Annotated in this window: 21 protein-coding genes; 10 read left to right on the plus strand and 11 right to left on the minus strand. The window is 68.3% G+C overall.

The window, feature by feature from the left end; genetic code table 11:
* Positions 1-2 precede the first annotated feature (2 nt).
* Positions 3-2384, minus strand: a complete 2382-nt coding sequence (locus tag AC07DI_RS25565; protein ID WP_478906239.1) for a DUF6049 family protein — start codon at positions 2382-2384, stop codon at positions 3-5.
* A 192-nt stretch (positions 2385-2576) separates the two neighbouring features.
* Between AC07DI_RS25565 and AC07DI_RS25570 the strand changes: the two genes are divergently transcribed.
* Positions 2577-4043 (plus strand): CCA tRNA nucleotidyltransferase, encoded by a 1467-nt coding sequence (locus AC07DI_RS25570; protein ID WP_478906240.1) that lies wholly within the window; start codon positions 2577-2579, stop codon positions 4041-4043.
* A 118-nt stretch (positions 4044-4161) separates the two neighbouring features.
* On the opposite strand, the gene AC07DI_RS25575 is transcribed toward AC07DI_RS25570, so the two are convergent.
* From AC07DI_RS25575 to AC07DI_RS25590, 4 genes are all read right to left on the minus strand, one after another.
* Positions 4162-4704 (minus strand): LppU/SCO3897 family protein, encoded by a 543-nt coding sequence (locus tag AC07DI_RS25575; RefSeq protein ID WP_478906241.1) that lies wholly within the window; start codon positions 4702-4704, stop codon positions 4162-4164.
* A 114-nt stretch (positions 4705-4818) separates the two neighbouring features.
* Positions 4819-6075: an MFS transporter gene (locus tag AC07DI_RS25580; protein WP_384254395.1), complete on the minus strand. Its 1257-nt coding sequence runs from the start codon at positions 6073-6075 to the stop codon at positions 4819-4821.
* Between the two features lie 79 nt (positions 6076-6154).
* On the minus strand, positions 6155-7237 hold the full coding sequence (locus tag AC07DI_RS25585) for an inositol-3-phosphate synthase (protein WP_478906242.1): 1083 nt from the start codon (positions 7235-7237) through the stop codon (positions 6155-6157).
* Positions 7238-7296: 59 nt separating this feature from the next.
* On the minus strand, positions 7297-7980 hold the full coding sequence (locus tag AC07DI_RS25590; RefSeq protein WP_384254399.1) for a PadR family transcriptional regulator: 684 nt from the start codon (positions 7978-7980) through the stop codon (positions 7297-7299).
* Positions 7981-8353: 373 nt separating this feature from the next.
* On the opposite strand from AC07DI_RS25590, the gene AC07DI_RS25595 reads away from it, so the two are divergent.
* A complete protein-coding gene (locus AC07DI_RS25595; RefSeq protein WP_478906243.1) occupies positions 8354-11122 on the plus strand; it encodes a transglycosylase domain-containing protein in 2769 nt (922 codons plus the stop codon).
* A 127-nt stretch (positions 11123-11249) separates the two neighbouring features.
* On the plus strand, positions 11250-12794 hold the full coding sequence (locus tag AC07DI_RS25600; protein ID WP_478906382.1) for a glycosyltransferase family 87 protein: 1545 nt from the start codon (positions 11250-11252) through the stop codon (positions 12792-12794).
* Between the two features lie 156 nt (positions 12795-12950).
* Here the strand turns inward: AC07DI_RS25600 and AC07DI_RS25605 are convergent, their stop codons facing one another.
* The 3 genes from AC07DI_RS25605 to AC07DI_RS25615 form a co-directional block, all read right to left on the minus strand.
* Positions 12951-13982: an alanine racemase gene (locus tag AC07DI_RS25605; RefSeq protein WP_384254404.1), complete on the minus strand. Its 1032-nt coding sequence runs from the start codon at positions 13980-13982 to the stop codon at positions 12951-12953.
* 66 nt (positions 13983-14048) lie between these two features.
* The gene (locus AC07DI_RS25610; RefSeq protein WP_384254406.1) at positions 14049-15170 is read right to left on the minus strand and encodes a lipid II:glycine glycyltransferase FemX; all 1122 of its coding nucleotides are present in this window, start codon (positions 15168-15170) and stop codon (positions 14049-14051) included.
* 147 nt (positions 15171-15317) lie between these two features.
* Entirely contained in the window at positions 15318-15632 is a 315-nt protein-coding gene (locus AC07DI_RS25615; RefSeq protein ID WP_384254409.1) for a hypothetical protein, read from the minus strand.
* 266 nt (positions 15633-15898) lie between these two features.
* Here AC07DI_RS25615 and rpsF point away from each other — a divergent pair, with 266 nt between their 5' ends.
* The 4 genes from rpsF to rplI all read left to right on the plus strand — a co-directional run bounded on the left by rpsF (position 15899) and on the right by rplI (position 17647).
* Positions 15899-16189 (plus strand): 30S ribosomal protein S6, encoded by a 291-nt coding sequence (gene rpsF, locus AC07DI_RS25620; RefSeq protein ID WP_016644628.1) that lies wholly within the window; start codon positions 15899-15901, stop codon positions 16187-16189.
* Between the two features lie 78 nt (positions 16190-16267).
* Positions 16268-16873 (plus strand): single-stranded DNA-binding protein, encoded by a 606-nt coding sequence (locus AC07DI_RS25625; protein WP_478906244.1) that lies wholly within the window; start codon positions 16268-16270, stop codon positions 16871-16873.
* A gap of 72 nt (positions 16874-16945) precedes the next feature.
* Complete coding sequence (gene rpsR / locus AC07DI_RS25630) at positions 16946-17182, plus strand: 30S ribosomal protein S18 (RefSeq protein ID WP_003949403.1); 237 nt, start codon at positions 16946-16948, stop codon at positions 17180-17182.
* A gap of 18 nt (positions 17183-17200) precedes the next feature.
* Positions 17201-17647, plus strand: coding sequence for a 50S ribosomal protein L9 (rplI, locus tag AC07DI_RS25635; protein ID WP_384254413.1), 447 nt, complete (start codon positions 17201-17203; stop codon positions 17645-17647).
* Between the two features lie 149 nt (positions 17648-17796).
* Here rplI and AC07DI_RS25640 read toward each other — a convergent pair whose 3' ends face one another.
* Positions 17797-19134 carry an MATE family efflux transporter gene (locus tag AC07DI_RS25640; RefSeq protein ID WP_478906245.1) on the minus strand — a complete coding sequence of 446 codons (1338 nt, stop codon included), beginning with the start codon at positions 19132-19134 and terminating at the stop codon, positions 17797-17799.
* 460 nt (positions 19135-19594) lie between these two features.
* On the opposite strand from AC07DI_RS25640, the gene dnaB reads away from it, so the two are divergent.
* On the plus strand, positions 19595-21070 hold the full coding sequence (dnaB, locus tag AC07DI_RS25645; RefSeq protein WP_384254418.1) for a replicative DNA helicase: 1476 nt from the start codon (positions 19595-19597) through the stop codon (positions 21068-21070).
* Positions 21071-21082: 12 nt separating this feature from the next.
* Here the strand turns inward: dnaB and AC07DI_RS25650 are convergent, their stop codons facing one another.
* Both AC07DI_RS25650 and AC07DI_RS25655 read right to left on the minus strand, forming a co-directional pair.
* The gene (locus tag AC07DI_RS25650; RefSeq protein ID WP_478906246.1) at positions 21083-22378 is read right to left on the minus strand and encodes an MFS transporter; all 1296 of its coding nucleotides are present in this window, start codon (positions 22376-22378) and stop codon (positions 21083-21085) included.
* The gene (locus AC07DI_RS25655) at positions 22375-22932 is read right to left on the minus strand and encodes an ArsR/SmtB family transcription factor (protein ID WP_478906247.1); all 558 of its coding nucleotides are present in this window, start codon (positions 22930-22932) and stop codon (positions 22375-22377) included. Before AC07DI_RS25655 ends, AC07DI_RS25650 begins: the two co-directional genes overlap by 4 nt.
* A 234-nt stretch (positions 22933-23166) precedes the next feature.
* On the opposite strand from AC07DI_RS25655, the gene AC07DI_RS25660 reads away from it, so the two are divergent.
* Both AC07DI_RS25660 and AC07DI_RS25665 read left to right on the plus strand, forming a co-directional pair.
* Positions 23167-24294 carry an FAD-dependent monooxygenase gene (locus AC07DI_RS25660; protein ID WP_478906248.1) on the plus strand — a complete coding sequence of 376 codons (1128 nt, stop codon included), beginning with the start codon at positions 23167-23169 and terminating at the stop codon, positions 24292-24294.
* Between the two features lie 91 nt (positions 24295-24385).
* Complete coding sequence (locus AC07DI_RS25665; RefSeq protein WP_478906249.1) at positions 24386-25366, plus strand: helix-turn-helix transcriptional regulator; 981 nt, start codon at positions 24386-24388, stop codon at positions 25364-25366.
* The last annotated feature ends 23 nt before the right edge of the window (positions 25367-25389 follow it).

Raw genomic sequence — 25389 nt, forward strand, 5'->3', positions numbered from 1 at the left:
GCTCAACGGTCCACTCTCTCACCCGTGTCCGACGGGTCGGTGCTTTCCGGGGCGGTGTCCGGTGTCGGGTCACTCGGCTGCTCGGGGCCGTCCTCCCCCGGCTCGGTGCCGGTTTCACCCTCCGGGCCGTCGTCAGGGCCCTCACCCGGGCCTTCCTGGGCCTGTTTCCGGGCCGCGCGCTTGCGCTGCGTGTACATCCGGAATCCGGCCAGCACGAGCAGCAGAAGGCCGCCGGCGATGACGAGCATCACCGTAGGGGTGACCTCTGTGACGTTGACCTCGAAGCGCACGGCGTCGCCGTAGGGCTCCCCGTCCTCCGTGTACAGCTGGGCGTAGACCGGCACCGGGCCGTTGGCGTTCGCCGTGGTCGTGAACTTCACGGACTGGGAGTGGCCGCCCGCGATCTTGATCGGCTTCTCCTCGAACTGCCCGCCGCCGATCTTGAGACGCGTGGGGTTCCTCGAGGACAGCCGCAGGGTCAGGTGATCGACGCCCTGCACCAGGTTGTTCTGCACGGACACCGGGATGGTGGCGCTGCGGCCGGAGAGCTTCGCGTCGGCCCGCTGGATCAGGGACACCTGTTGGGTGAGGCCGTTCAGGTACGCCCAGACGCTGTCCTGGTAGGCCTTCGCCTCCCGCGGGTGCCCGCGCCAGGACGTCGACATCTCACGGTCTATGGCCCTCCCGAAGGGGGTGACCACGCGGTCCTTCTCGTCGAGGATCACCTGGAAGCGTTCGAGCCGGTTCTGGGTGTTCTGGATGCTCTCGAACGACTGCTGCGTCAGCTCCTGCCTGCGCAGCGACGCGGGGTACGCCCCGGCGGACGGGACCCGGGTGGTGGCCTGCGGGTCCGGCTTCGCCTTCGCCGCGGCGGTCAGGTCCTCGGGCTGCGACCACTTCTCGTCGGCGAGGGCCGAGAGGGCCTTCTGCATGGTCTGGGCCTGACTGGCCGACGGCATGCGCTGCGGGGCGATGACGATGCTCCGCTGCCTGTCCGGGTCCTGAAGATTGAGCATCAGGCTCTGGGCGAGGAACTCCTGGACGGCGAGCGTGGAGTTCTCGGCCTCCGACATGTCGCCCTGGAAGGCCGTCGAGAGGCGCGCGTCGGCCACCACCGCGGTCGTGCCGCCACCAATGGGCCGGGCCGCGGTCGGCGAGTACGGCAGGTCGTTCGTTTCGCGCATGCTGTCGCTGCGCGTGATCACCGTGTGGGCACCCGCGGAGGTGGCGACATCGACGATCGACGGATCGATCGCCCCGTCCGCCGGCCATGCGAAGTCCGTGCTCGGCTTCACCTGGAGGATCGTCTGTACCGTCTTGGCCCCCACATCAGTGGCTTCCTTGAGGTGGCCGAGCGAGCCGGTGACCGCCTTGCCGGTGTGGGCGAGGGATGCGAGGTCGGGGTCGGCGAAGGGCAGCGCGACGACCTTCTTGCCCTTGACGGCGGACTGGAGGTTGTTGAGCCACTGGTTGGCGACCGCCTGGTGCTTGCCCGCCCTGCTGGTCTTCCCGTCGGGGTTCTCGATCCGGTAGCTCTTCGTCATCGCCTCGACCGAGGCGAGCAGGTACGGATCGATGACCCAGGTGACGTCCAGGCCGCTGCCGAGGGACAGGAGCTGTTCCAGGCGCCCGCCCGTTGCCAGTTCCTCGGCCAGGTCGTCGTTCTTGAAGACAGGCGTCTGCTGCTCGTCGGAGCCGGTCTTCGCGGTGAGGTGGTTGGCGGAGATGAGCGGCCACAGGTACGTGGTCTTGGTCTTCGTGCCCGCGGCACCGGGCTGCCATGGCAGGAACGTGCGCTTGATGCCCAGCACCTGGGCGTACGGCTGGGCGGCGGTCTGGCCGGTGAGGGCGACCCCCAGCTGATAGACGCCGTCGACGCCCAGAGGCAGCTCCTTGACCGGTACGGAGATGCTGAAGTCCTGCCGCACCCCCGGAGCGAGCCTGCTGAACTTGTCGACGTACTTTCCGCCGACCTCCGTGCCCTCTGACCCGGGCTGATACCCCGTGCGCTGCGCGGCGCTGTCGATGGAACTCCGGGAATTGAGCGGCGCGACGCGCAGACCGACCTGCGCCTGGGTCACCGGCTGCTTGCCGTTGTTGGTGACCGTGCCCGACACGGTGAGCGTGTCGCCCTCGCCGGGAGCCGTGGGGGTGAGCGAGTCCACAGAGACGTCGACGGTGCGCGATCCGGTCGCGTCGGCCTTCGCGCTCGGCACGGCCGTGCCGGCTTTCGCGCTTGTCCCGGTGGCATGCGCCGCGGGCCCCGCCGGGACCTGCAGGAGGCCGGCCAGCATAGGGGCACCCACCAGCAGTGCTGCGGTGCGCCGCAGCCACCGGCGGGCAGGTGAGGGGCTTGTCCCCGGGAAGTCTGCCGCCTCGGCCACGCGTTCGCCCGTCCCTCGTCGTCAGTGGTCGTCGGTTGTGCGTCCACGCATGGTAACGATGCGCGCCGGGGCGAAGTGCCGCGGACTGCTCCACGTGATCGGGAGACCGGCCGGAGCGGCGGTGGGAGCCCTTCGGGGCCGGGGCGGAATCGGGTCGGCCGGGGGCGCCGGGGGCACGTACCCTTTTCTGTTGTGCCGAACGCCAATGAAGACAATTCCAGCGCACTGAGCCAGGTGCAGCGCCGCGCGGTCAGCGAACTGCTGCGTGTGTCCCCTGTCGCGGACGACCTCGCCCGCCGTTTCCAGGAGGCCGGGTTCTCCCTCGCCCTGGTCGGTGGCTCGGTCAGGGACGCCCTTCTGGGCCGGCTCGGCAGTGACCTGGACTTCACGACCGACGCCCGCCCCGAGGACGTACTGAAGATCGTGCGGCCGTGGGCCGACGCGGTGTGGGAGGTCGGGATCGCCTTCGGCACGGTCGGCTGCCAGAAGGACGCCCGCGTCGAAGACACTGATATGAGCTTCCAGGTCGAGGTCACGACGTACCGCTCGGAGGCGTACGACAGGACCTCGCGCAAGCCTGAGGTGTCCTACGGCGACTCGATCGAGCAGGATCTCGTCCGTCGTGACTTCACCGTGAACGCGATGGCGGTTGCTCTCCCCGAGAAGGAGTTCATCGACCCGCACGGCGGTCTCGAAGACCTCGCGGAGCGCGTGCTGCGTACTCCGGGCACCCCTGAGGAGTCGTTCTCGGACGACCCGCTGCGGATGATGCGGGCCGCGCGCTTCGCCGCGCAGCTGGACTTCGAAGTGGCTCCCGACGTCGTCGCGGCGATGAAGGCGATGGCCGAGCGCATCGACATCGTCTCCGCGGAGCGCGTGCGGGACGAATTGAACAAGCTGCTCCTCTCCGCACACCCGCGCAAGGGCCTCGCTCTCCTCGTCGAGACCGGGCTCGCCGAGCGGGTCCTGCCCGAATTGCCTGCGCTGCGTCTGGAGCGGGACGAGCACCACCGCCACAAGGACGTGTACGACCACTCGCTGATCGTCCTCGAGCAGGCGATGGCCCTGGAGACGGACGGCCCCGACCTGACGTTGCGGCTCGCGGCGCTGCTGCACGACATCGGCAAGCCGCGGACCCGGCGCTTCGAGAGCGACGGCCGGGTCTCCTTCCACCACCACGAGGTGGTCGGCGCCAAGATGGTCAAGAAGCGGATGACGGCTCTCAAGTACTCCAACGAGCTTGTGAAGGACGTCTCCCGCCTGGTGGAGCTCCATCTGCGCTTCCACGGCTACGGCACGGGAGAGTGGACGGACTCGGCCGTACGTCGCTACGTACGCGACGCGGGCCCGCTCCTGGAGCGTCTGCACAAGCTGACCCGGTCGGACTGCACGACGCGCAACAAGCGCAAGGCGAACGCCCTGTCGCGTGCGTACGACGGCCTGGAGGAGCGCATCGCCCGCCTCCAGGAGCAGGAGGAGCTGGACTCGATCCGCCCCGACCTCGACGGCAACGACATCATGGAGATCCTGGATGTGAAGCCGGGCCCGGTGATCGGCAAGGCGTACAAGTTCCTGCTGGAGCTGCGCCTGGAGAACGGGCCGATGGAGCGGGAAGCGGCGGTGGCGGCGCTCAAGGAGTGGTGGGCCGCGCAGAGCTGAGGCCTCAGAACGGGGACGATTCGGTAGGTGTTTCACGTGAAACACCCATCGCACCCGAATACGCCGAGGGGCCGCTGTTTCACGTGAAACCGTGAAACAGCGGCCCCTCGGCGGGCTCCTACTTGGTCTTCTTCAAGCAGAGCACCACGTTGTGGCCCTTGCCGCTCTGGTAGTAGGCGATCTCAGAGGTCTTGACGGCCTCGCACTTTTTGCTGTCACTGGTGTCGTCGAACTTCTCGACGACCTTGAACTCGGAGTCGCTCGAGGAGCAGTCGACCTCCTTGAGATCCGGCGTGAACTGCGTGCCCTCGTTGTGCATGCAGCTGCCGACCGAGGTGGTCTCCGCGTCGCTCTTGTTGAGCATCGACTTGCCGACGGCTATGAGGATCGCCACCAGGATGAATCCGCCGATCCGCAGGAACAGCTTCTTGCCACGCCCTCCACGAGGAGCGGCCGGCGGGGGGACGGGGCCACCCTGGTTGTAGGGCGGGTACGGCTGCTGCGGCATTCCCGGCTGGCCCGGCTGGCCCTGGTGGGCCGGGTAGGGAGCCGTGGGGGCCTGCTGGCCGTACGGGGCCGGAGCGCCGCCCTGGGGCTGGCCATAGGGGTTCTGGCCCTGGGGCGGGTACGGCAGCTGGCCCTGGGGCGGCGGAGTGGTCACTTTGGGGGTCCCCCTCGAACGGAAGCGCGATGGCGCGAATACGACGCCCGTAAGTTATCGGGGTGCGGGGACAACTCTGAAGCTCAGAGGGGCTCTGTGGCACTGATGTGACACTTATTGCGCGTCAAACCGGGCCATAGCTCCAGCAACCGCCGCGTAGACCAGAGCCACCGTGACCACCAGCGGCACCGACCGGCCGTCGGGCGGCAGCATCAGGGCGGCCACTGCCGCGGCGCCCACGAACGCGACGTTGAAAAGCACGTCGTAGACGGAGAAGATCCGACCGCGAAAGCCGTCGTCCACCGCGGACTGCACCACCGTGTCCGTGGCGATCTTCGCGCCCTGGGTCGTCACGCCGAGGACGAAGGCGGCGACGAGCAGAGGGACGGGCTCAAAGAGGAGGCCGAGAGCTGGTTCCAGGACCGCGGCCGTTCCCGCGCAGGCGACCATCCAGCCGCCCGCTCCCAGCCGCCCCACCGCCGCCGGCGTCACCAGGGCCGCCACGAAGAACCCCGCCCCTGAGGCCCCAACGGCCAGGCCGAGCAGCGCGAGCCCGTCGGACTCCGTCGACGACCAGGCGTACCGGCACAGCATCAGGACCATGACCGTCAGCGCGCCGTAGCAGAACCGCATCATCGTCATCGCGGCCAGCGCACGCGCGGCCGCGGGGCGCTGCGTCAGGTGTCGTACTCCCCCTCTCAGCCCGCGCGCCGTCCCGGCCAGCGCGGCGGAGAGCCGTGGCGGCACCAGCTCCGGATCGGGGCCGAGCAGGTCGCGCGCCATGCGCAGTGAGGCGAGCGCGGCGCAGAGGTACAAGGCGGCGCCGAGGAGGACCACCGCCGCGTCCGAGTCCGATCCCACCAGGCGGACCGCGAAGGCCATGCCGCCGCCCACGGTCGCGGCGAGCGTCCCTGCGGTTGGCGAGAGGGAGTTGGCGATGACCAGGCGGTCGGCGTCGACGACGCGTGGCAGCGCGGCCGAGAGCCCGGCCAGGACGAAGCGGTTGACGGCGGTGACACAGAGGGCGGAGATGTAGAAGAGCCAGTCGGGGACACCGCTCAGCATGAGCACGGCGGTCAGCGAGGCCAGGGCAGCCCGCAGGAGGTTGCCGTACAGAAAGACCTGTCGGCGCTGCCAGCGGTCGAGCAGGACCCCGGCGAAGGGCCCGATGAGCGAGTAGGGCAGGAGCAGCACCGCCATGGCGGAGGCGATCGCCGCCGGTGAGGTCTGCTTCTCCGGGGAGAAGACGACGTAGGTGGCGAGTGCGACCTGGTAGACGCCGTCGGCTCCCTGGGAGAGCAGCCGTACGGCGAGCAGCCGCCGGAAATCCCGCAGTCGCAGCAGTATCCGCAGGTCACCGACGACAGCCATGGGGCACAGCCTCACATATGAGGAAGGCCCCCGGGCGCCATGCCCGGGGACCCTCGACACGTGACAAGGAGAGAGCTGTTTAGCGCTCGACCTCGCCCTTGATGAACTTCTCGACGTTCGCGTAGGCCTCGTCGTCGAAGTACTGGACCGGCGGCGACTTCATGAAGTAGCTCGACGCGGAGAGGATCGGGCCGCCGATGCCGCGGTCCTTGGCGATCTTCGCGGCGCGCAGGGCGTCGATGATGACACCGGCCGAGTTCGGGGAGTCCCAGACCTCGAGCTTGTACTCCAGGTTCAGCGGGACGTCGCCGAAGGCGCGGCCTTCGAGGCGGACGTACGCCCACTTGCGGTCGTCGAGCCACGCGACGTAGTCCGACGGGCCGATGTGGACGTTCTTCTCGCCCAGCTCGCGGTCGGGGATCTGCGAGGTGACGGCCTGCGTCTTCGAGATCTTCTTCGACTCGAGGCGGTCGCGCTCCAACATGTTCTTGAAGTCCATGTTGCCGCCGACGTTCAGCTGCATGGTGCGCTCGAGGCGGACACCGCGGTCCTCGAACAGCTTCGCCATGACGCGGTGCGTGATGGTGGCACCGACCTGCGACTTGATGTCGTCACCGACGATCGGGACACCGGCCTCGGTGAACTTGTCGGCCCACTCCTTGGTGCCGGCGATGAAGACCGGCAGAGCGTTGACGAACGCGACCTTGGCGTCGATGGCGCACTGCGCGTAGAACTTCGCGGCGTCCTCGGAACCGACGGGCAGGTAGCAGACGAGGACGTCGACCTTGCGGTCCTTGAGGATCCGGACGATGTCGACCGGAGCCTCGTCGGACTCCTCGATGGTCTGGCGGTAGTACTTGCCCAGACCGTCGAGGGTGTGACCGCGCTGGACGGAGACGCCCTTGTTCGGCACGTCGCAGATCTTGATGGTGTTGTTCTCGCTGGCGCCGATGGCGTCCGACAGGTCGAGGCCGACCTTCTTCGCGTCGACGTCGAAGGCGGCGACGAACTCGACGTCACCGACGTGGTAGTCGCCGAACTGGACGTGCATCAGGCCCGGGACCTTGGCGTCCGGGTCGGCGTCCTTGTAGTACTCGACGCCCTGGACCAGCGAGGCGGCGCAGTTGCCCACGCCGACGATGGCTACGCGAACCGAACCCATTCCGGTTGCTCCCTGTGTGATCTCGGTATTCGGGATGAAACCCCGCGGAACGCTGGGTCTCACTTGGTGGGGTCATCGGACGGATCCGGCGGCGGGTTGGTCTCCCGCCGCCGGGGCAGGCCCGCCGACTCCCCAGATGTGCTGTTCTGCTGAGCGGAGCTGCCGGAGGGCCGTTGCTGGTCCCGTCCCGCTCGCTCGCTCTCGATGAGCTCGTTCAGCCAGCGCACTTCGCGCTCCACGGACTCCATGCCGTGCCGCTGAAGTTCGAGCGTGTAGTCGTCCAGGCGCTCCCGGGTACGGGCCAGGGAAGCGCGCATCTTCTCCAGACGCTCTTCGAGGCGGCTGCGGCGGCCCTCGAGCACCCGCATCCGTACGTCCCGCGAGGTCTGCCCGAAGAAGGCGAAGCGGGCGGCGAAGTGCTCGTCCTCGTATGCGTCGGGGCCGGTCTGCGAGAGCAGATCCTCGAAGTGCTCCTTACCTTCTGCCGTCAACCGATAGACGATCTTGGCGCGACGCCCTGCGAGCGGGGCTGCGAGTGCGTCGTCAGGGGCGCTGCCCGACTCCTCGATCAACCAGCCGTTGGTGACCAGCGTCTTGAGGCAGGGGTAGAGCGTCCCGTAGCTGAAGGCGCGGAACACTCCCAGTGACGTATTGAGTCGTTTACGCAGCTCATAGCCGTGCATCGGGGACTCTCTGAGCAGACCGAGCACAGCGAATTCCAGGATGCCGGAGCGCCTGCTCATCTTCGCCTCCCGACTGCCGCGGTCCCTCAGTACGGCCTTTATGCCGAGCTGATGTATCGACTCGATACATCGAGACGATAGAACGGCGATCCGGTTGAGACAAGAGGGGGAACGGTGAACGGCGTCACATCACCGATTCGTAGGAAGTAACTTGCCTGATTTGGGGTGAACTTCGGCTCTACGAGGGTTTTGACGGTGCGTAGTCTGTGCGCCATGCATGCCACCGGGAACCATGTGACGCCAGGGGGCGTCGTCGTCCCCGGTGTAGTGCGGGTGAGCTTCGGAACGGGCGCATCCGTACTTCGGGGGGACCGGAAACCAGCCGCCGTTTCCAGGCGTGGACAGCTGCGCCTGCCCGAGGAGTAATCGTTCGATGAGCGAGCACCGTCGCAAACCGCCGCAGCCGCAGGGTGGCGGACGCGCCGCGGCCAGGCGTGGCACCCCACCAGCGCCGTCGGGCCGCCGCGCGGCACCGCGAAGCGACACCGGATCGCCTTCTTCCTCTTATGGGGCGCCCGGATCAGGGGCCCCGGATGCCGGGGACCGTCCCTACGGAGGCCGGGCCGAGGCCCGCCGTGCCGCCCAGCGCAGCGGCTCGGTCGGTGCGAGCGGCGGCCGGCGCAGGGCGCCGGAGGGGGGCGGGCGCTCGGGCGGTGGTGGCCGCCGCGGCGGTGGCGGACCCGGTGGCCCGAGCGGTCCGGGGCGCGGCAGGGGCCGTGGCGGCTCCGAGCCGCCCCGCAAGAAGCGGTTCATCGACTACCCGCGCGCGGGCAAGTACGGCGCGCGGCGCTGGGTCCCGTCCTGGCGCTTGGTTTCCGGTCTCTTCCTGGGCTTCCTCGGCAGTGTGATGGCGGTCGCCGGCATCTCGTACGCCCTGGTGGATGTGCCGGAGGTCGACAAGGCGGCCAAGGCGCAGAACAACGTCTACTACTGGGCCGACGGCAAGCAGATGGTCGCGACCGGTGGTGAGCGCAACCGCCAGATCATCGATTACGACGACATTCCCGATGAGATGCGCTTCGCCGTCATGTCGGCGGAGAACAAGTCCTTCGAGAAGGACAAGGGCATCGACCCGATGGGCATCACCCGCGCCCTGGTCAACATGGCCAAGGGTGGGCAGACCCAGGGTGGCTCCACGATCACCCAGCAGTATGTGAAGAACGCGCGCCTGGGCGACCAGTCGCAGACGTTCACCCGTAAGTTCAAAGAGCTCTTCATCTCGATAAAGGTCGGCCGGACGGTCTCCAAGGAAGACGTCATGGCCGGGTACCTCAACACCGCCTATTACGGGCGTGGGGCGTACGGCATCCAGGCGGCGGCCCGGGCGTACTTCAACGAGGAAGCCAAGGACCTGGACCCGAGCCAGTGCGCTCTCCTCGCCACCGTCCTGAAGGGCGCCACGTACTACGACCCGGCCGGCTACCCCGAGATCGACCCCTCGGCGAACCCGCAGGACAACACAGCCCGGGCCAAGAAGCGGTGGGCGTGGATCCTCGACGAGGAGGTCAAGGACGGCCGTCTGACCGCCGAGGAACGGGCCAAGTACACCAAGTTCCCGAAGCTGCAGAACCCGCGGTCCAACATCGACCTGGCCGGCCAGACCGGTTACCTCGTGGACCTGGCCAAGGCGTACGTCATCAGGAACACCGGCATCACAGACGAGCAGCTTCGGCAGGGCGGCTACGAGATCCACACGACCTTCGACAGGACGAAGGTCAAGGAGCTCGAGAAGGCGGTCAACAAGGTCCGCAAGGAGAAGATCAAGCCGAAGCTGCGGCCCGATAAGGACACCCACGTCCAGTTCGGTGGCGCCTCCGTGGACCCGGGGGACGGCGCGATCAGGGCCATCTACGGCGGTGAGGACGCGACGAAGCACTTCACCAACAACGCTGACCAGACCGGTGCGCAGGTCGGTTCGACGTACAAACCGTTCGTGCTGGCCGCGGCCTTCAAGTACGGCGTGCGGAACCCGGACCTCGGCGAGGTCCAGACGGACAGCGAACGCACCATCGTGAACCCGAAAAGCCTGTACAGCGGCAAGAACGAGCTCAAGATCCAGAAGTACAACGGCGCGATCTGGACGGACCGGGAGGGCCAGCAGTGGAACCAGAAGAACGACGGCGGCCGTTCGTACAACCCTCCTAGCTACCAGATCGACCTCCGCGAGGCGATGAGGGAGTCGGTCAACTCGGCCTACGTGCAGCTCGGCATGGATGTCGGTCTGTACAAGGTGAAGGAGTCGGCCATGGCCGCCGGCCTCAAGGACGACCAGTCCATGGCCAGCGCCAACTACCCGTCCTTCTCGCTCGGCACCTCGTCACCGAGTGCGATCCGGATGGCCGGCGCGTACTCCACCTTCGCGGCGAGCGGCAAGCAGAACGATCCGTACTCCGTCACCGAGGTCCAGCACGGGGGCGAATCGGTCTACCGGCACAAGAAGGAGACCAAGCAGGCCTTCAGCGATGAGGTCGCCGACAACGTCACCGACGTGCTGCGGACCGTCGTCGAGAAGGGCACCGGAACCTCGGCCAAGCTCATCGGCCGCCAGGTGGCCGGCAAGACCGGTACGACCGACGGCAACAAGTCGGCCTGGTTCGTGGGCTACACCCCGCAGCTCTCGACGGCGGTGAGCATGTACCGGCTCGACGACGACGAGAGCAACAAGAAGCGCAAGTTCCTGGAGATGTTCGGCACGGGAGGTGAGGCGAAGATCCACGGCGCCTCGTTCCCCGCGCAGATCTGGCAGGACTACATGGAGCAGGCGCTCAAGGGCAAGCGCGCCATCCCCTTCCCTGTGCCCGGGCCGATCGGTCAGGTCGTCGGTGAGACTCCGCCCCCGACGAAGACCAAGGCACCGGAGGAGACCAAGGAGCCGGAGAAGACGACCTCGCCCACCCCCTCGCAATCCGAGACAACGAAGCCTCCGACGAAGGAGCCGGACCCCGAGGAGACCTGCGAGCCACTCGACTGGGAGTGCAACCACCAAGACGGTGGGCAGCAGAACGGAGGCGGCGGCCAGGGCGGTGTCGACGGCGGTCCCGGTGGCCAGTCACCGCCCCCGACGGATGATCCGGCCGGTGGTGGAGCCAACGAGGGCAACGAAGACGGAGGCGGCGGCTTCATCCGCGGCCCGAGGGGCTGAGCCGAATCCGCTGGGGCGCGACTCGGCGGGTCGCCGGAACTCCCCCAGGGATGTTTCACGTGAAACGAGGACCGTCGCACTGATGGGTGCGGCGGTCCTCTCCGTGTTCTCAGGCGCGTACGGCAGGATGGCGGGCATGCCCAGCGCAGACCCCCACAGTGCAAACCCTGGTGCAGAGACGGCGCACACGAGCGCGTACGAATCTGTGAGCCCGCAGGAGCCGGTACGGCCGACCAAGGAGGATCAGGTCGCCCGGGCCGGCAGTGAGCTGCTCGGGGGCCCGGCCGGCAGAAGAGTGCTGTTCACGGCGGGCTGGTGGACACCCGTCCGTGTCATCACGCTCCTCGCCCTCGGCATGTTCGCGCTCGGCATGGTCCAGAAGATGCCGTGCTACAACGGCGCCTGGTTCTTCGGAGCGAGCTCGCAGTACACGCACGCGTGCTACTCCGACATCCCGCACCTCTATCAGGGACGCGGCTTCGCCGACGGTCTCGTGCCGTACTTCGACCGGCTGCCCGGCGACATGGAGTACCTCGAATACCCGGTCCTGACAGGGGCGTTCATGGAGGTGGCCTCCTGGGTGACGCCTGGCAGCGGCTCCATCCAGCACCAGGAGAAGATCTACTGGATGGTCAACACCGGGATGCTGATGGTCTGCACCGCGGTTCTCGCCATCTGTGTCGCGTGCACCCACCGGCGCCGCCCCTGGGACGGGCTGCTCGTCGCCCTCGCGCCGGCCCTCGCGCTGACGGCCACCATCAACTGGGACCTGCTCGCCGTCGCTCTCACGGCCGCCGCGATGCTGATGTGGGCGCGCTCGCGCACCCTCGCCTTCGGCGTGCTCCTCGGGCTCGCGACGGCCGCCAAGCTCTACCCCGTGCTGCTGCTCGGCCCCCTGCTGATCCTGTGCTGGCGGGCCGGTCGATGGCGGGAACTCGGGACGGCCCTGCTCGGCACGGTGGGCACCTGGCTGCTCGTGAACCTTCCGGTGATACTGCTCGCGGGCGACGGATGGTCGAAGTTCTATACGTTCAGCAAGGAGCGCGGCGTCGACTTCGGGTCCTTCTGGCTGATCCTCTCCCAGCGGATGGATTCCCCGCTGTCCACCGACACGGTCAACACCCTGGCGATGGTCCTGATGCTCCTCGCCTGCCTGGGCATCGGTGCGCTCGGGCTCACCGCGCCGCGCCGTCCGCGCTTCGCGCAGCTCGCCTTCCTGGTGGTCGCCGCCTTCGTCCTCACCAACAAGGTCTACTCACCGCAGTACGTCCTGTGGCTGGTTCCGCTCGCCGCGCTCGCCCGCCCGCGTTGGCGCGACTTCCTGATCTGGCAGGCGGGTGAGGTCGCGTACTTCCTGGGGATCTGGATGTACCTGGCGTACACGACGAGCGGGGACGCCCATAAGGGGCTGCCGACCGAGGGCTACCAATTGGCCATCGTCGTGCACCTGTTGGGCACGCTGTATCTGTGTGCCGTGGTCGTACGCGACATCCTGATGCCGGAGCGCGACACGGTGCGGCGGGCCGGGGACGATGACCCTTCGGGGGGTGTCCTGGACGGGACCGAGGACGTCTTCGTCCTGGGGTACACGGGCCGTGCCGCACGCACTTCGCTGTGCTCCACTGTGGCGCCCGTCGTGAAGTGGGGCTCTGTGACGGATCCGTCGCGTTGAGACTGCCCTAGGTTTCGCTCAGAGCGAACAGGGGGCGGCGAGTGGACGACGGGGCGGCTTTGCGGCTCGCCAGTCAGACGGAAGGGCCGGTACGACGGTGAGTCGTACCGGCCCTTCCGCTTGCCGCTGCGTTACCCGCGCTGAGGGCGCCTCTTCTCAGCGGTCGAGGATCCGGTCGAACTGCGTGGTGGTGTGCCGCAGATGGGCCACCAGTTCCTCGCCGACCTTCGGCTCCGGCGCGTCGGAGGGCACGAAGAGGATCGAGACCTGCATGTGCGGCGGCTCCGCGAACCACCGCTGCTTGCCCGCCCAGACGAACGGCGAGAGGTTGCGGTTGACGGTCGCGAGGCCCGCCCGGGCCACGCCCTTGGCCCGCGGCATCATGCCGTGGAGCGCCTTCGGAGCCTCAAGGCCGACACCGTGCGAGGTGCCGCCGGCGACCACGACCAGCCAACCGTCGGACGCGGCCTTCTGCTGGCGGTAGCCGAAGCGGTCACCCTTGGCGACGGCGGTGACATCGAGGACGGCGCCGCGGTACTCCGTGGCCTCGTGATCGCCCAGCCAGAGGTTCGTGCCGATGCGCGCGCGGAAGCGGGTCTGGGGGAACTGCTGCTGCAGACGCGCGAGTTCACCGGCCTTGAGGTGGCTGACGAACATCGTGTGGAGCGGGAGGCGGGCCGCGCGCAGGCGGTCCATCCAGCCGATGACCTCCTCGACGGCGTCGGAGCCGTCGGTGCGGTCCAGCGGCAGGTGGATCGCGAAACCTTCGAGGCGCACGTCCTCGATCGCCGCGTGCAGCTGCGGAAGCTCCTGTTCGGTGATGCCGTGCCGCTTCATCGAGGACATGACCTCGATGACGACACGAGCGCCCACCAGGCCGTACACGCCGTCGAGCGACGACACGGAGCGGATGACGCGGTCGGGCAGCGGCACCGGCTCCTCGCCCCGCCGGAACGGGGTCAGGACCAGCAGGTCACCGCTGAACCAGTCCTTGATCCGGGCGGCTTCGTACGTGGTGCCCACGGCGAGGATGTCGGAGCCGAAGCGCGTGGCTTCCTCGGCGAGGCGCTCGTGACCGAAGCCGTAACCGTTGCCCTTGCAGACCGGGACGATGCCCGGAAACTGCTCCAGCAGGTGCTTCTGGTGTGCCCGCCAGCGCGCGGTGTCGACATAGAGCGTGAGCGCCATGGCTGGATCCCGGAACCTTTCTCGTGTCTGCGGTGTATCAGAGGTATGGAAGGAAATTGTGCGGGATCAGCGGCGCGACATGTAGATGTCCAGCGCCTTGTGCAGCAGCTTGTTGAGCGGGAAGTCCCACTCGCCGATGTACTCGGCGGCCTCGCCGCCGGTGCCGACCTTGAACTGGATCAGGCCGAAGAGGTGATCGGTCTCGTCCAGCGAGTCGGAGATGCCGCGCAGGTCATAGACCGTTGCCCCCATGGCGTACGCGTCGCGGAGCATCCGCCACTGCATCGCGTTCGAGGGCCGGACCTCACGCCCGATGTTGTCCGAGGCGCCGTAGGAGTACCAGACGTGCCCGCCGACGACGAGCATCGTCGCGGCCGACAGGTTCACGCCGTTGTGCCGTGCGAAGTACAGCCGCATGCGGTTGGGATCCTCGGAGTTGAGGGCCCGCCACATCTGCTCGAAGTAGCCGAGGGGCCGCGGGCGGAACTTGTCGCGCACTGCGGTGATCTCGTAGAGACGCTGCCACTCGGGGAGGTCCTGGTAACCGCCCTGGACGACCTCGACGCCCGCCTTCTCGGCCTTCTTGATGTTGCGCCGCCACAGCTGGTTGAAGCCCTTCTGGACCTCGTCCAGGGAGCGGTTGGCCAGCGGCACCTGGAAGACGAAGCGGGGCTGTACGTCACCGAAGCCGGCGCCGCCGTCCTCGCCCTGCTGCCAGCCCATCCGCCGCAGCCGGTCGGAGACCTCGAAGGCACGCGGCTCGATGTAGGTGGCCTCGGTGTCCCGCAGCCGCTTCACGTCCGGGTTCTGGATGCCTGCCTTGATCGCCGGAGCGTCCCAGCGGCGGATCACGACCGGCGGACCCATCTTCACGGAGAAGGCGCCCTGCTGCTTCAGATGCGCCAGCATCGGCTGCAGCCACTCGTCGAGGTTCGGGGCGTACCAGTTGATGACCGGGCCCTCGGGGAGGTACGCGAGGTACCGCTTCAGCTTGGGCAGCTGCCGGTAGAGCACCAGGCCCACGCCGACCAGCGCACCGGTCCGGTCGTCGAACCAGCCCAGGTTCTCCGAGCGCCATTCGCTCTTCACGTCAGCCCATGCCGGGACCTGGCAATGACTCGCCGACGGCAGTGTCTGGATATACGCCAGATGCTGCTCGCGACTGATGGTCCTCAGGGTCAGACTCATTCGGGGCGCTCCTCGGGCTGGTGTGTCCCCATGGGTTCAGGGGCTCCGGCTCTCGCGCCGAAGCCTACTGCGCCCTGCGAGCGCCCCGTCTGGGCGTACGGAACTCCGAGCCCCGGCCCGCTTGCGCGACCGGGGCCGGGAAGGCCGTCAGCCGACGATCCCGCCGAAGAGTCCGCCGTGCGCCATGCCCAGGAAGAAGCCGACCGCCGAGGCGCCGAGGCCCAGGATCAGGCCGAAGCGCTCGCGCGTGGTCACCGAGATGAACTGGCCGTACGCGCCGGTGGCGATCCCGACCAGGCCCGCCCACGAGCTGAGCAGATGGAGGTTGTGGAACATCGCCGTCACGAAGGCGATCACCCCCAGCACCAGTGTCACGCCGACCAGCGCGTCCTGGAACGGATGGGCTTTGCCGTCCGAGGCGAAGAGAGAGGTGGCGGTGTTCGGTCGCATTGCTTGTGCCATGTGAGGCACCTCCTGCGTGAGGCGGCGCATCGTAGCGCCATACACACCCGATGTGTACAGATTCTGCCCGTCCGCAGCCGGATTTCAACCGGAAGCCTCGGTGCGGGTACTCTGTACCGTCTGCACCGGTGTCTGCCCTGGCCACAGCATGAGCCCCCGTTCGCGGGAGCCGATTGTCAGTGGCGGCCGATACCGTTGCGTACGCATCACGACCCTCCTGCCACGGAACGACCGTGGCCGCTGAGTCCAAAGGAGGTGGGTTCCACATGCGTCACTACGAAGTGATGGTCATCCTCGACCCCGATCTCGAGGAGCGCGCTGTCTCCCCGTTGATCGAGAACTTCCTCTCCGTCGTCCGTGAGGGCAACGGAAAGGTCGAAAAGGTCGACACCTGGGGCCGTCGTCGTCTCTCGTACGAGATCAAGAAGAAGCCCGAGGGCATCTACTCGGTCATCGACCTGCAGGCCGAGCCTGCGGTCGTCAAGGAGCTCGACCGCCAGATGAACCTGAACGAGTCGGTCCTCCGGACCAAGGTCCTCCGTCCCGAGATGCACTGAGCTCTCTAGCTCAGCAGCACCCGGGAATCGAGTAGCAGCAACAAGCAGCCAGCAGCAAACCCGCCGAGAGGTTCCCCCATGGCAGGCGAGACCGTCATCACGGTCGTCGGCAATCTTGTCGACGACCCCGAGCTGCGCTTCACCCCCTCCGGTGCGGCGGTCGCGAAGTTCCGTGTCGCGTCCACCCCCCGCACCTTCGACCGTCAGACGAACGAGTGGAAGGACGGCGAGAGCCTCTTTCTGACCTGCTCGGTCTGGCGTCAGGCGGCGGAGAACGTCGCGGAGTCGCTTCAGCGAGGCATGCGCGTCGTCGTGCAGGGCCGGTTGAAGCAGCGGTCCTACGAGGACCGTGAGGGCATCAAGCGCACGGTCTACGAGCTGGACGTCGAGGAAGTCGGCGCCAGCCTGAAGAACGCCACGGCCAAGGTCACCAAGACCACCGGTCGCGGTGGCCAGGGCGGCCAGGGTAATTACGGCGGCGGTGGCGGCAGCCAGCAGGGCGGCGGCTGGGGCGGTGGCCCCGGTGGCGGTCAGCAGCAGGGTGGCGGCGGTGCTCCCGCCGACGACCCCTGGGCGACCGGTGCGCCGGCCGCTGGCGGTCAGCAGCAGGGCGGCGGCGGTGGCGGCTGGGGCGGAAGCTCCGGCGGCTCCGGTGGCGGCTACTCGGACGAGCCCCCCTTCTAAGCCTCAGGGCTTTCAGGCCTTCGGGCCGAGGGTGGGCCGAACCCCACTTCTTGATCACACAGGAGAAACACCATGGCGAAGCCGCCTGTGCGCAAGCCGAAGAAAAAGGTCTGCGCTTTCTGCAAGGACAAGGTCACGTACGTGGACTACAAGGACACGAACATGCTGCGGAAGTTCATTTCCGACCGCGGCAAGATCCGTGCCCGCCGCGTGACCGGCAACTGCACGCAGCACCAGCGTGACGTCGCCACGGCCGTGAAGAACAGCCGTGAGATGGCGCTGCTGCCCTACACGTCCACCGCGCGATAAGGGAAGGGTGACCGACTAATGAAGATCATCCTCACCCACGAGGTCTCCGGCCTCGGCGCCGCCGGCGAGGTCGTAGACGTCAAGGACGGCTACGCCCGCAACTACCTGATCCCGCGGAACTTCGCGATCCGCTGGACCAAGGGTGGCGAGAAGGACGTCGAGCAGATCCGTCGTGCTCGCAAGATCCACGAGATCGCGACCATCGAGCAGGCCAACGAGATCAAGGCCCGCCTCGAGGGCGTCAAGGTCCGTCTGGCCGTCCGCTCCGGCGACGCCGGTCGTCTCTTCGGTTCCGTCACTCCGGCTGACATCGCTTCGGCGATCGAGGCTGCCGGTGGCCCGAAGGTCGACAAGCGCCGTGTCGAGCTGGGCGCGCCGATCAAGACGCTGGGCGCCCACACGACGTCCGTGCGTCTGCACCCCGAGGTTGCCGCGAAGGTCAACGTCGAGGTCGTCTCCGCCTAAGCACTGCGCTTGGCAGAGTTGAAACGAAGCGATGGGCCGCACCCCTCGGGGTGCGGCCCATCGTCTTTCCTGGGAGGTGCTGTTTCACGTGAAACAGCACCTCGGGAACTGCCCCTACCAGGAAACGACGACGCTTTCAGGACGGCCGCTCAGCGCGTGGCGCCGGTGACGATCCAGCGGCCCGAGCGGGAGCGCAGCCAGAGCGTCAGCATGCGTACCGCCATCATCAGCGTCATCGCTCCCCACAGCGCTGTCAGGCCTCCCCCGAAGACCGGCACGAGCAGGGCGACCGGTGTGAAGACAGCCAGCGTGATGATCATGGCCCAGGCGAGGTAGGGCCCGTCGCCCGCGCCCATCAGGACGCCGTCGAGGACGAAGACGATGCCGCAGACGGGCTGGGCGAGAGCCACCACCACGAGGGCGGGCAGTGCCGCGTCCTGGACGGCGGCGTCGCCCGTGAAGAGCGGGATGAACAACGGCCGGGCGAGGACGACCAGCAACCCGAGGACGACACCCGAGGCGATGCCCCACTCGACCATCCGGCGACAGACGGCGCGTGCGCCGTCCGGATCATCGGCGCCCAGATAGCGTCCGATGATCGCCTGCCCGGCGATGGCGATGGCGTCGAGCGCGAAGGCCAGCAGACTCCACAGGGAGAGAACGATCTGGTGGGCGGCCACGTCGGAATCCCCGAGGCGGGCGGCCACGGCGGTCGCGATCATCAGGATGGCCCGCAGCGAGAGCGTGCGGACCAAAAGCGGCGCACCGGCTTGGGCGCAGGCCTGGATCCCGGCGATGTCGGGACGCAGCGAGGCGCCGTGGCGCTGTGCTCCGCGTACGACGACGAAGAGGTACACGGCGGCCATGCCGCACTGGGCGATGACGGTGCCCCAGGCGGAGCCGGCGATACCGAGGCCGGCGCCGTAGACCAGGCCGACGTTGAGGACGCCGTTGGCGATGAACCCGCCGACCGCGACGTACAGCGGGGTCCGGGTGTCCTGCAGGCCGCGCAGGACACCGGTGGAGGCGAGGACGACGAGCATGGCGGGGATGCCGAGCGAGGAGATCCGGAGATAGGTGACGGCGTACGGGGCCGCGGTGTCCGATGCGCCGAAGAGTTCCACGAGGGCGGGAGCGGTGGGCAGGACGAGGGCGATGACGACGGCACCGAGGAGCAGCGCGAGCCAGATGCCGTCCATGCCCTGGCGAATGGCGGACGGGAGGTCCCCGGCACCCACCCTGCGGGCGACGGCGGCAGTGGTGGCGTAGGCGAGGAAGACGAAGACGCTCACCGCGGTGGTGAGGAGCGCCGAGGCGACACCGAGACCGGCGAGCTGCGCGGTGCCGAGGTGCCCCACGATGGCGCTGTCGGCCAGCACGAAGAGGGGCTCGGCGACCAGCGCGCCGAAAGCGGGAACGGCGAGCGAGATGATCTCTCGGTCATGCCGTCGCCGGGCGGTCTTGGATGCCGCGGGAGCCTGTGTCATGGGTGCCAATCTAATCTTCCACAGGTAAGAGATGCAATGCCTACGAGACCCTTACGCGAGCCGTCCGGGAGCATGCTGCCCTGCGTGGTTTGCAACGATCTTGGTCCGACCGGGAAAGTTTTTCTTCTGCACAGCCAGTGGATGGGGAAAGTGCAGGTCAGCAGCGTTTTCGTGGAGTTGCTGAGGGCTTGTTCACAGGGCTGTCCACCGGGCCGTGCACAGGTTTGGGGAGGTTCTCCACAGCGTAGGGTCCGTCATCCACACCGCCTGTGGATAACCAGATTGGCTGACGGTGCCCACAGGCCTACCGTGGTCCGGCGCCCGCCTCCTCGTGCGACCTCGGAAACCGCGTAAAACCGACGCGTCAGAACCGGAGTTGGGACCCCTTATTTGTCAGTGTCGTGCCGTAGGAAAGAGGGGCACGGCGAGGTCCGCTCGGCGGACGGGAGGAGGTGGCCCGGTGAGTATTTCCGAGCCTTTGGACGACCCCTGGGCCGACAGCGGTCCCAGTGACCGTCTGCCCGTCTCCCGTCAGCGCCGCGACGGAGGCCGGGGCCGTGACGAGCAGCACGATCGTGGCCGGGAGAGCGGCTGGGACGGCGGAGGCACGTCGTTCGAGCGCGTTCCGCCGCAGGATCTCGACGCGGAGCAGTCCGTGCTGGGCGGCATGCTGCTCTCCAAGGACGCCATCGCCGACGTCGTCGAGGTCCTCAAGGGCCACGACTTCTACCGGCCCGCGCACGAGACGATCTACGCCTCGATCCTCGACCTCTACGCGAAGGGCGAGCCGGCCGACCCCATCACCGTGGCCGCCGAGCTCACCAAGCGCGGTGAGATCACCAAGGTCGGCGGCGCATCGTATCTGCACACGCTCGTCCAGACGGTCCCGACCGCGGCGAACGCCGAGTACTACGCGGAGATCGTCCACGAGCGTGCGGTGCTGCGCCGCCTGGTGGAGGCCGGCACGCGCATCACGCAGATGGGCTACGCGGCCGACGGCGACGTCGACGAGATCGTCAACAGCGCCCAGGCCGAGATCTACGCGGTCACCGAGCAGCGCACCACCGAGGACTACCTGCCGCTCGGCGACATCATGGAGGGCGCGCTCGACGAGATCGAGGCGATCGGGTCGCGCTCTGGGGAGATGACCGGTGTCCCGACGGGCTTCACCGACCTCGACCAGCTCACCAACGGCCTGCACCCCGGCCAGATGATCATCATCGCGGCCCGCCCCGCCATGGGTAAGTCGACGCTGGCCCTGGACTTCGCGCGGGCCTGCTCGATCAAGCACAACATGCCGAGCGTGATCTTCTCGCTCGAAATGGGACGCAACGAGATCGCGATGCGTCTGCTGTCCGCCGAGGCCCGGGTGGCGCTGCACCACATGCGCTCCGGCACGATGACCGACGATGACTGGACCCGCCTCGCCCGGCGCATGCCGGACGTCTCGGCCGCCCCGCTCTACATCGACGACTCCCCGAACCTGTCGATGATGGAGATCCGCGCCAAGTGCCGCCGCCTCAAGCAGCGCAACGACCTGAAGCTCGTCGTCATCGACTATCTGCAGCTCATGCAGTCGGGCGGTTCCAAGAGGTCCGAGAGCCGTCAGCAGGAAGTCTCGGACATGTCGCGAAACCTGAAGCTCCTGGCCAAGGAGCTGGAGCTGCCGGTGATCGCGCTCTCGCAGCTGAACCGTGGCCCCGAGCAGCGTACGGACAAGAAGCCCATGGTTTCCGACCTCCGTGAATCCGGCTCGATCGAGCAGGACGCGGACATGGTGATCCTGCTGCACCGCGAGGACGCGTACGAGAAGGAGTCACCTCGCGCGGGTGAGGCGGACATCATCGTGGGCAAGCACCGTAACGGCCCGACGGCGACGATCACGGTCGCCTTCCAAGGCCACTACTCACGCTTCGTGGACATGGCCCAGACCTGATCCAGGGACGGGCTATCGCACTTCGGGCGCAATCTCCCGCACGGGAGCCTCGGGTTCCGGGTGCCCTGAGCTGCTGTACGAGGCAGCGTCACGCAGCGCCGTCTCGACCCGGCGGTTGCTGGTCATGGTCGCCGTCACGGCGGTCATGGTGAGCAGGAGGCCGGCGGCGGCGTAGAGCGGGGTGCGTACGTCGTACGTGGTGGCCAGCCAGCCGCCGAGGAAGGCGCCGAACGGGGCGGCGCACATGGCGAGCATGCGGGAGGTGGAGGCGACCCGGCCCATCAGATGGGCGGGGACGATCGCCTGCCGGAGAGAGGGCCCGAGCACCATCGTGGCGCCCATGCCGGCCCCGCAGATGGCGAGCGCGAGCCCGGCCACGTAAGGGTTCGGGGCGGCGGCAAGGCCCAGGATGGCCAGCCCTTCGACCGCGGCCGTGCAGGTCAGCGCGGTGCCGGTGCCGAGTCGTCGGCCGAGGAAGGAGGCGATGCCCGCGCCGAGCAGACCGCCGGTGGCCTCCGCTGTCAGGAGCAGGCCGAAGCCGAAGGTGTCGATGCCGAGACGTTCGTGCGCGAAGAGGGCGAGCACGGTCTCCACGGCGAGGAAGGCGACGTTTCCGACCGCCGGACGCAGTGCGAGCCCGAGCAGGACGCGGTCCCGGAAGACATACGAGGCGCCGGCCCGCGCCTGCCGCAGCAGCGACTCGCGGGCCTTCGGTGCGGACCGCGGGGTGGCGGGCAACGACCGTACGAGCAGTGCGGAGAGCGCGAACGACACCGCGTCGGCGAGCAGCGGAACCGCCCGACCGAGTGCGAGGAGCGCACTGCCTGCGGGCGGCCCCGCGAAGCCGGACGCGGCGGTCTGGGTGCCGCGCAGGCGGGAGTTGGCGCGTTCCAGGAGCGCGGGGGCGCGGCCGAGCAGATCCGGCAGGTAGGCCGTGGCGGCCGTGTCGAAGAAGAGCCCGCCGAGGCCGAGGAGGAAGGCGACGGCTGCGAGCAGGGGAACGCTCAGCGTGTCGAGCGCGGCTGCTGCCGCCGGTATCGCGAGCAGCACCGCACGTGCCGCGTCCGCGACCCACATCGTGCGCCGACGGTCCCAGCGGTCCACCAGCGCACCGCCGAGCGCCCCGAAGAGCAGCCACGGCAGTGTTCCTGCGGCCGTGACGACGGCGAGCGCCATCGGATTCCGCGTCAACGTCAACGCGAGCAGCGGCAGCGCGGCATGTGTCACTCCGTCACCGAGCGAGGACACCGTCTGCGCGGTCCACAGCCGTCCGAACCCGGCCGGCAGCTTTCGAACGCTTGAGGTCACGTGGCGTCCCCTTCGGACTTGGCGGTTGTTTCGGTCTGCTGACGCGGTGCCGGGTGGAAGAGGGCGAAGACGAGAGACGCGTCCGGCAGTGACGGGTCGGACAGCTCCCGGTACTCGTCTGCCAGCGCCTGCAACCGCGCCCCCAGCTCCGCGAACTGCTCCTCGGTGAGCCGCAGATGCGCCATCCGTACGTGCCGCTCGCTTTCCGCCGACGATGCCTCCAGGTCCGCCACCGCATGCCGCATCAGCACATCCGGGCCTCCCTCGCCCGGTTCCGGCAGCACGATCGACCGTGCGGCCATCGCGTAGTACCGCTCGGTGACCCCCCGGACCTTCCGCGTCCGCACCACTTTCACCAGGCCGGCCCGTTCGAGCAGTCGTACGTGGTAGCTGGAACTCCCTTTCGCCAGGCCCACCCGCTCGGCGATCTGCGTGATCGTCGCGGGCTCGAAGCGGAGGACGGCCATGATCCGGTGGCGAGTGAGATTGGAGACGGCCCGCAGCTGTTCGTCAGTGGTGACGTGAAGCGTCTCGGGGAGATCGTCAGTAGGCATGCACCAATGGTCAACACTCCTTGACCATTGCGCAAGAGGGTTGTCCGTACTGGTGGATGAAAGTGCTTGGATCACTGGAGCGAGTGGAGATGCGGGCGCCGGCCGGCTCGGGCGTTCCCCTGGGATGACCGCTTGCCGAGAACGGATGGCCGCCGCCCGATGTGGATGAGGCAGAGCGCCGACGCGCCCTACGGTTGCGAGGCAAGCGGAGGAAATCGAAGCCTGGAGGCGTTCATGTACAGCTGTCGCGGCGCGCGGACGGCCGTGATCGTGGGTGCGGGCGTGGCTGGTCTGACAGTCGCCACCGCTCTGGCACGCGACGGGTGGCAGGTCGAGATCGCCGAGATCGGTCCGTCGCAAGCTCCTTCCGGATGGGGACTGTGCCTGACCGGTCCTTCGCTGCGTGCGCTGGACGAGCTGGGTCTCGCCGACGCGTGTCTGGCCGAGGGATACGGCATGAGCACGATCACGCACGTGGACATGCGCGGGGAGCCCGCGGGCGTGGTCCGGTTGCCGCGCCTGCTCGGTGCGTACCAGCCGGCGATGGTCGGCATCGCACGCCCCGTGTTGCACCGCATCCTGTACGCGGAGGCCGAGAGGTGTGGCGTAGTGGTACGCCATGGAGTCACCGTTGCCGCGGTGGATCAGGAGAGTGAGCTGGTCCGCGTGCGGTTGTCGGACGGAGCGGTCCGGAGGGTCGCGTTGCTGGTGGGCGCGGATGGGATCCGCTCGTCGGTGCGGGGCCTCCTGGGACTCGAGACCTCGCTCGATTTTCACGGGCAAATGGTCTGGCGGGCTCTGGTGCCACGCCCGCGGTGGGCCAGGGGTATCCACCAGTTTGCCGGGAAGACCGACACGGCCGGACTCGTGCCCCTCTCGAACACGCAGGCGTACATGTTCCTGACGGAGAACGGCGTAGAGCAGAGCGTGCTGCCCGACGCCGAACTCGCCCCGCGTCTGCGGCGACTCCTTGAGGCCTTCCCGGGCCGGATGGAGGAGATCCGCTCCCTGGTCTCCGTCCCGGAAGCGGTGGTGCGCCGTCCGGTGCTCACGGCGTTCCTGGAGGGCGACTGGCACCGGGGTGGCGGTGTGGTCATCGGGGACGCCGCGCATGCGCCCGCGCCTCAGATGGCCAGTGGCGCTGCTCTGGCCATCGAGGACGGGCTTGTACTGGCGCGGGAACTCGGGCGGCACGAGTCGGTCGCCGTGGGACTCCAGGCGTTCACAGGACGACGCGCGCGACGGTGCCGAACGCTCGTGCAGACCTCGGTGGCGGTCGCCCGCCTGGAGCAGGCGCGGCGCCACCACGAGACGTATCCGCTGGTCGATTCCTGCCACCGGCTCATGGCAGAGCCCGTGTGACCAGCCGGTGCGAAGGGTGCCCCGATGCGTCCCGGCGGATGGCCGTACGGACGACGGAGAATGGACTCCTTCGGGAGGTGACCCCACCATCGTGTCGACGCCGCTGCGCAACCACCTCATCACCAGGTCGCGAAACCCCGCCGATCTCCTCAACGCCGCCACCCGCCTGTTCGGCGGCTCGATCGCCACATCGCCCCTGGACGAGCTGTGCGGCGGCGAACACGAACTGCGCGGCGTCGCCGCACACGACTTCGCGGTGGGCTACTTCGTCTCGCCACTCAATGTGCGAGTCGCCCCGGCCGAGGGCCGCGCCCGCGGCTCCTACTTTGTCAACATCGGCCTGTCCGGTGCCCTCTCGGCATCGTGCGGCGGCCTGCGGGCGATGCTCGACGAGACGACGGCAGGAGTCGCCAACCCCGGAGACATCCAGGAATTGCGGCCCCTGCCGAGCCGGAGGTCGGGGTTTCTGGGGCTGAGGATCGATGCCGCCCTGGTCGACCAGGAATTCGCCGCGCTGACCGGGCGTACGCCGAGGTCCACCGTGCGCTTCGAGCTGGCCCTCGACCTCGCCGAGCCCAAAGGCCGGGCGGTACGTCTGCTGGTCCGTTCCCTCCTCGAACAGCTGGACTCGGGAGACCCTCTGTTCCAACGCGCGGATCTGCAGCGCAGCCAGCTGCGTTGCCTCGTCACCGCTCTGCTCCTGGCCCAGCCGCACTCGCACACCGGCGAACTGCACGACGGTCCGCGGCCCGGCTACCCGCGCTCCTTGCGGACAGCCCTCGCGTTCATCGAAGCGAACGTCAGCGAGCGCATCAGCCTCGCCGACATCGCAAGTGCCGCAAAGTGCAGCCCGCGGACGCTCAGCTCCACGTTCCGGGGAAGGCTCGGCATCTCGCCCATGTCCTACGTCCGCGACCTGCGGCTCGACCGGATCCGAGAGGAGATCCTCGCCTCCGACGATCCCGTCGGCGCGATCGCCTACCGGTGGGGGATCGCGCACCTTGGCCGCTTCGCCGGCGATTACCGGGACCGCTTCGCCGAACTGCCCTCCGACACCGCGGCGCGCAGGTGACCCGGCCCCTCCCGCCTTCCCTG

The sequence above is a fragment of the Streptomyces sp. NPDC044106 genome (assembly GCF_056433985.1).

Coding starts and splice junctions, on each gene's coding strand:
- AC07DI_RS25580 (WP_384254395.1), bottom strand. CDS start 6,075: ATGGCTGTCGTCGGTGACCTGCGGATACTGCTGCGACTGCGGGATTTC.
- AC07DI_RS25585 (WP_478906242.1), bottom strand. CDS start 7,237: ATGGGTTCGGTTCGCGTAGCCATCGTCGGCGTGGGCAACTGCGCCGCC.
- AC07DI_RS25590 (WP_384254399.1), bottom strand. CDS start 7,980: ATGAGCAGGCGCTCCGGCATCCTGGAATTCGCTGTGCTCGGTCTGCTC.
- AC07DI_RS25595 (WP_478906243.1), top strand. CDS start 8,354: ATGAGCGAGCACCGTCGCAAACCGCCGCAGCCGCAGGGTGGCGGACGC.
- AC07DI_RS25600 (WP_478906382.1), top strand. CDS start 11,250: ATGGCGGGCATGCCCAGCGCAGACCCCCACAGTGCAAACCCTGGTGCA.
- AC07DI_RS25605 (WP_384254404.1), bottom strand. CDS start 13,982: ATGGCGCTCACGCTCTATGTCGACACCGCGCGCTGGCGGGCACACCAG.
- AC07DI_RS25610 (WP_384254406.1), bottom strand. CDS start 15,170: ATGAGTCTGACCCTGAGGACCATCAGTCGCGAGCAGCATCTGGCGTAT.
- AC07DI_RS25615 (WP_384254409.1), bottom strand. CDS start 15,632: ATGGCACAAGCAATGCGACCGAACACCGCCACCTCTCTCTTCGCCTCG.
- rpsF (WP_016644628.1), top strand. CDS start 15,899: ATGCGTCACTACGAAGTGATGGTCATCCTCGACCCCGATCTCGAGGAG.
- AC07DI_RS25625 (WP_478906244.1), top strand. CDS start 16,268: ATGGCAGGCGAGACCGTCATCACGGTCGTCGGCAATCTTGTCGACGAC.
- rpsR (WP_003949403.1), top strand. CDS start 16,946: ATGGCGAAGCCGCCTGTGCGCAAGCCGAAGAAAAAGGTCTGCGCTTTC.
- rplI (WP_384254413.1), top strand. CDS start 17,201: ATGAAGATCATCCTCACCCACGAGGTCTCCGGCCTCGGCGCCGCCGGC.
- AC07DI_RS25640 (WP_478906245.1), bottom strand. CDS start 19,134: ATGACACAGGCTCCCGCGGCATCCAAGACCGCCCGGCGACGGCATGAC.
- AC07DI_RS25655 (WP_478906247.1), bottom strand. CDS start 22,932: ATGCCTACTGACGATCTCCCCGAGACGCTTCACGTCACCACTGACGAA.
- AC07DI_RS25660 (WP_478906248.1), top strand. CDS start 23,167: ATGTACAGCTGTCGCGGCGCGCGGACGGCCGTGATCGTGGGTGCGGGC.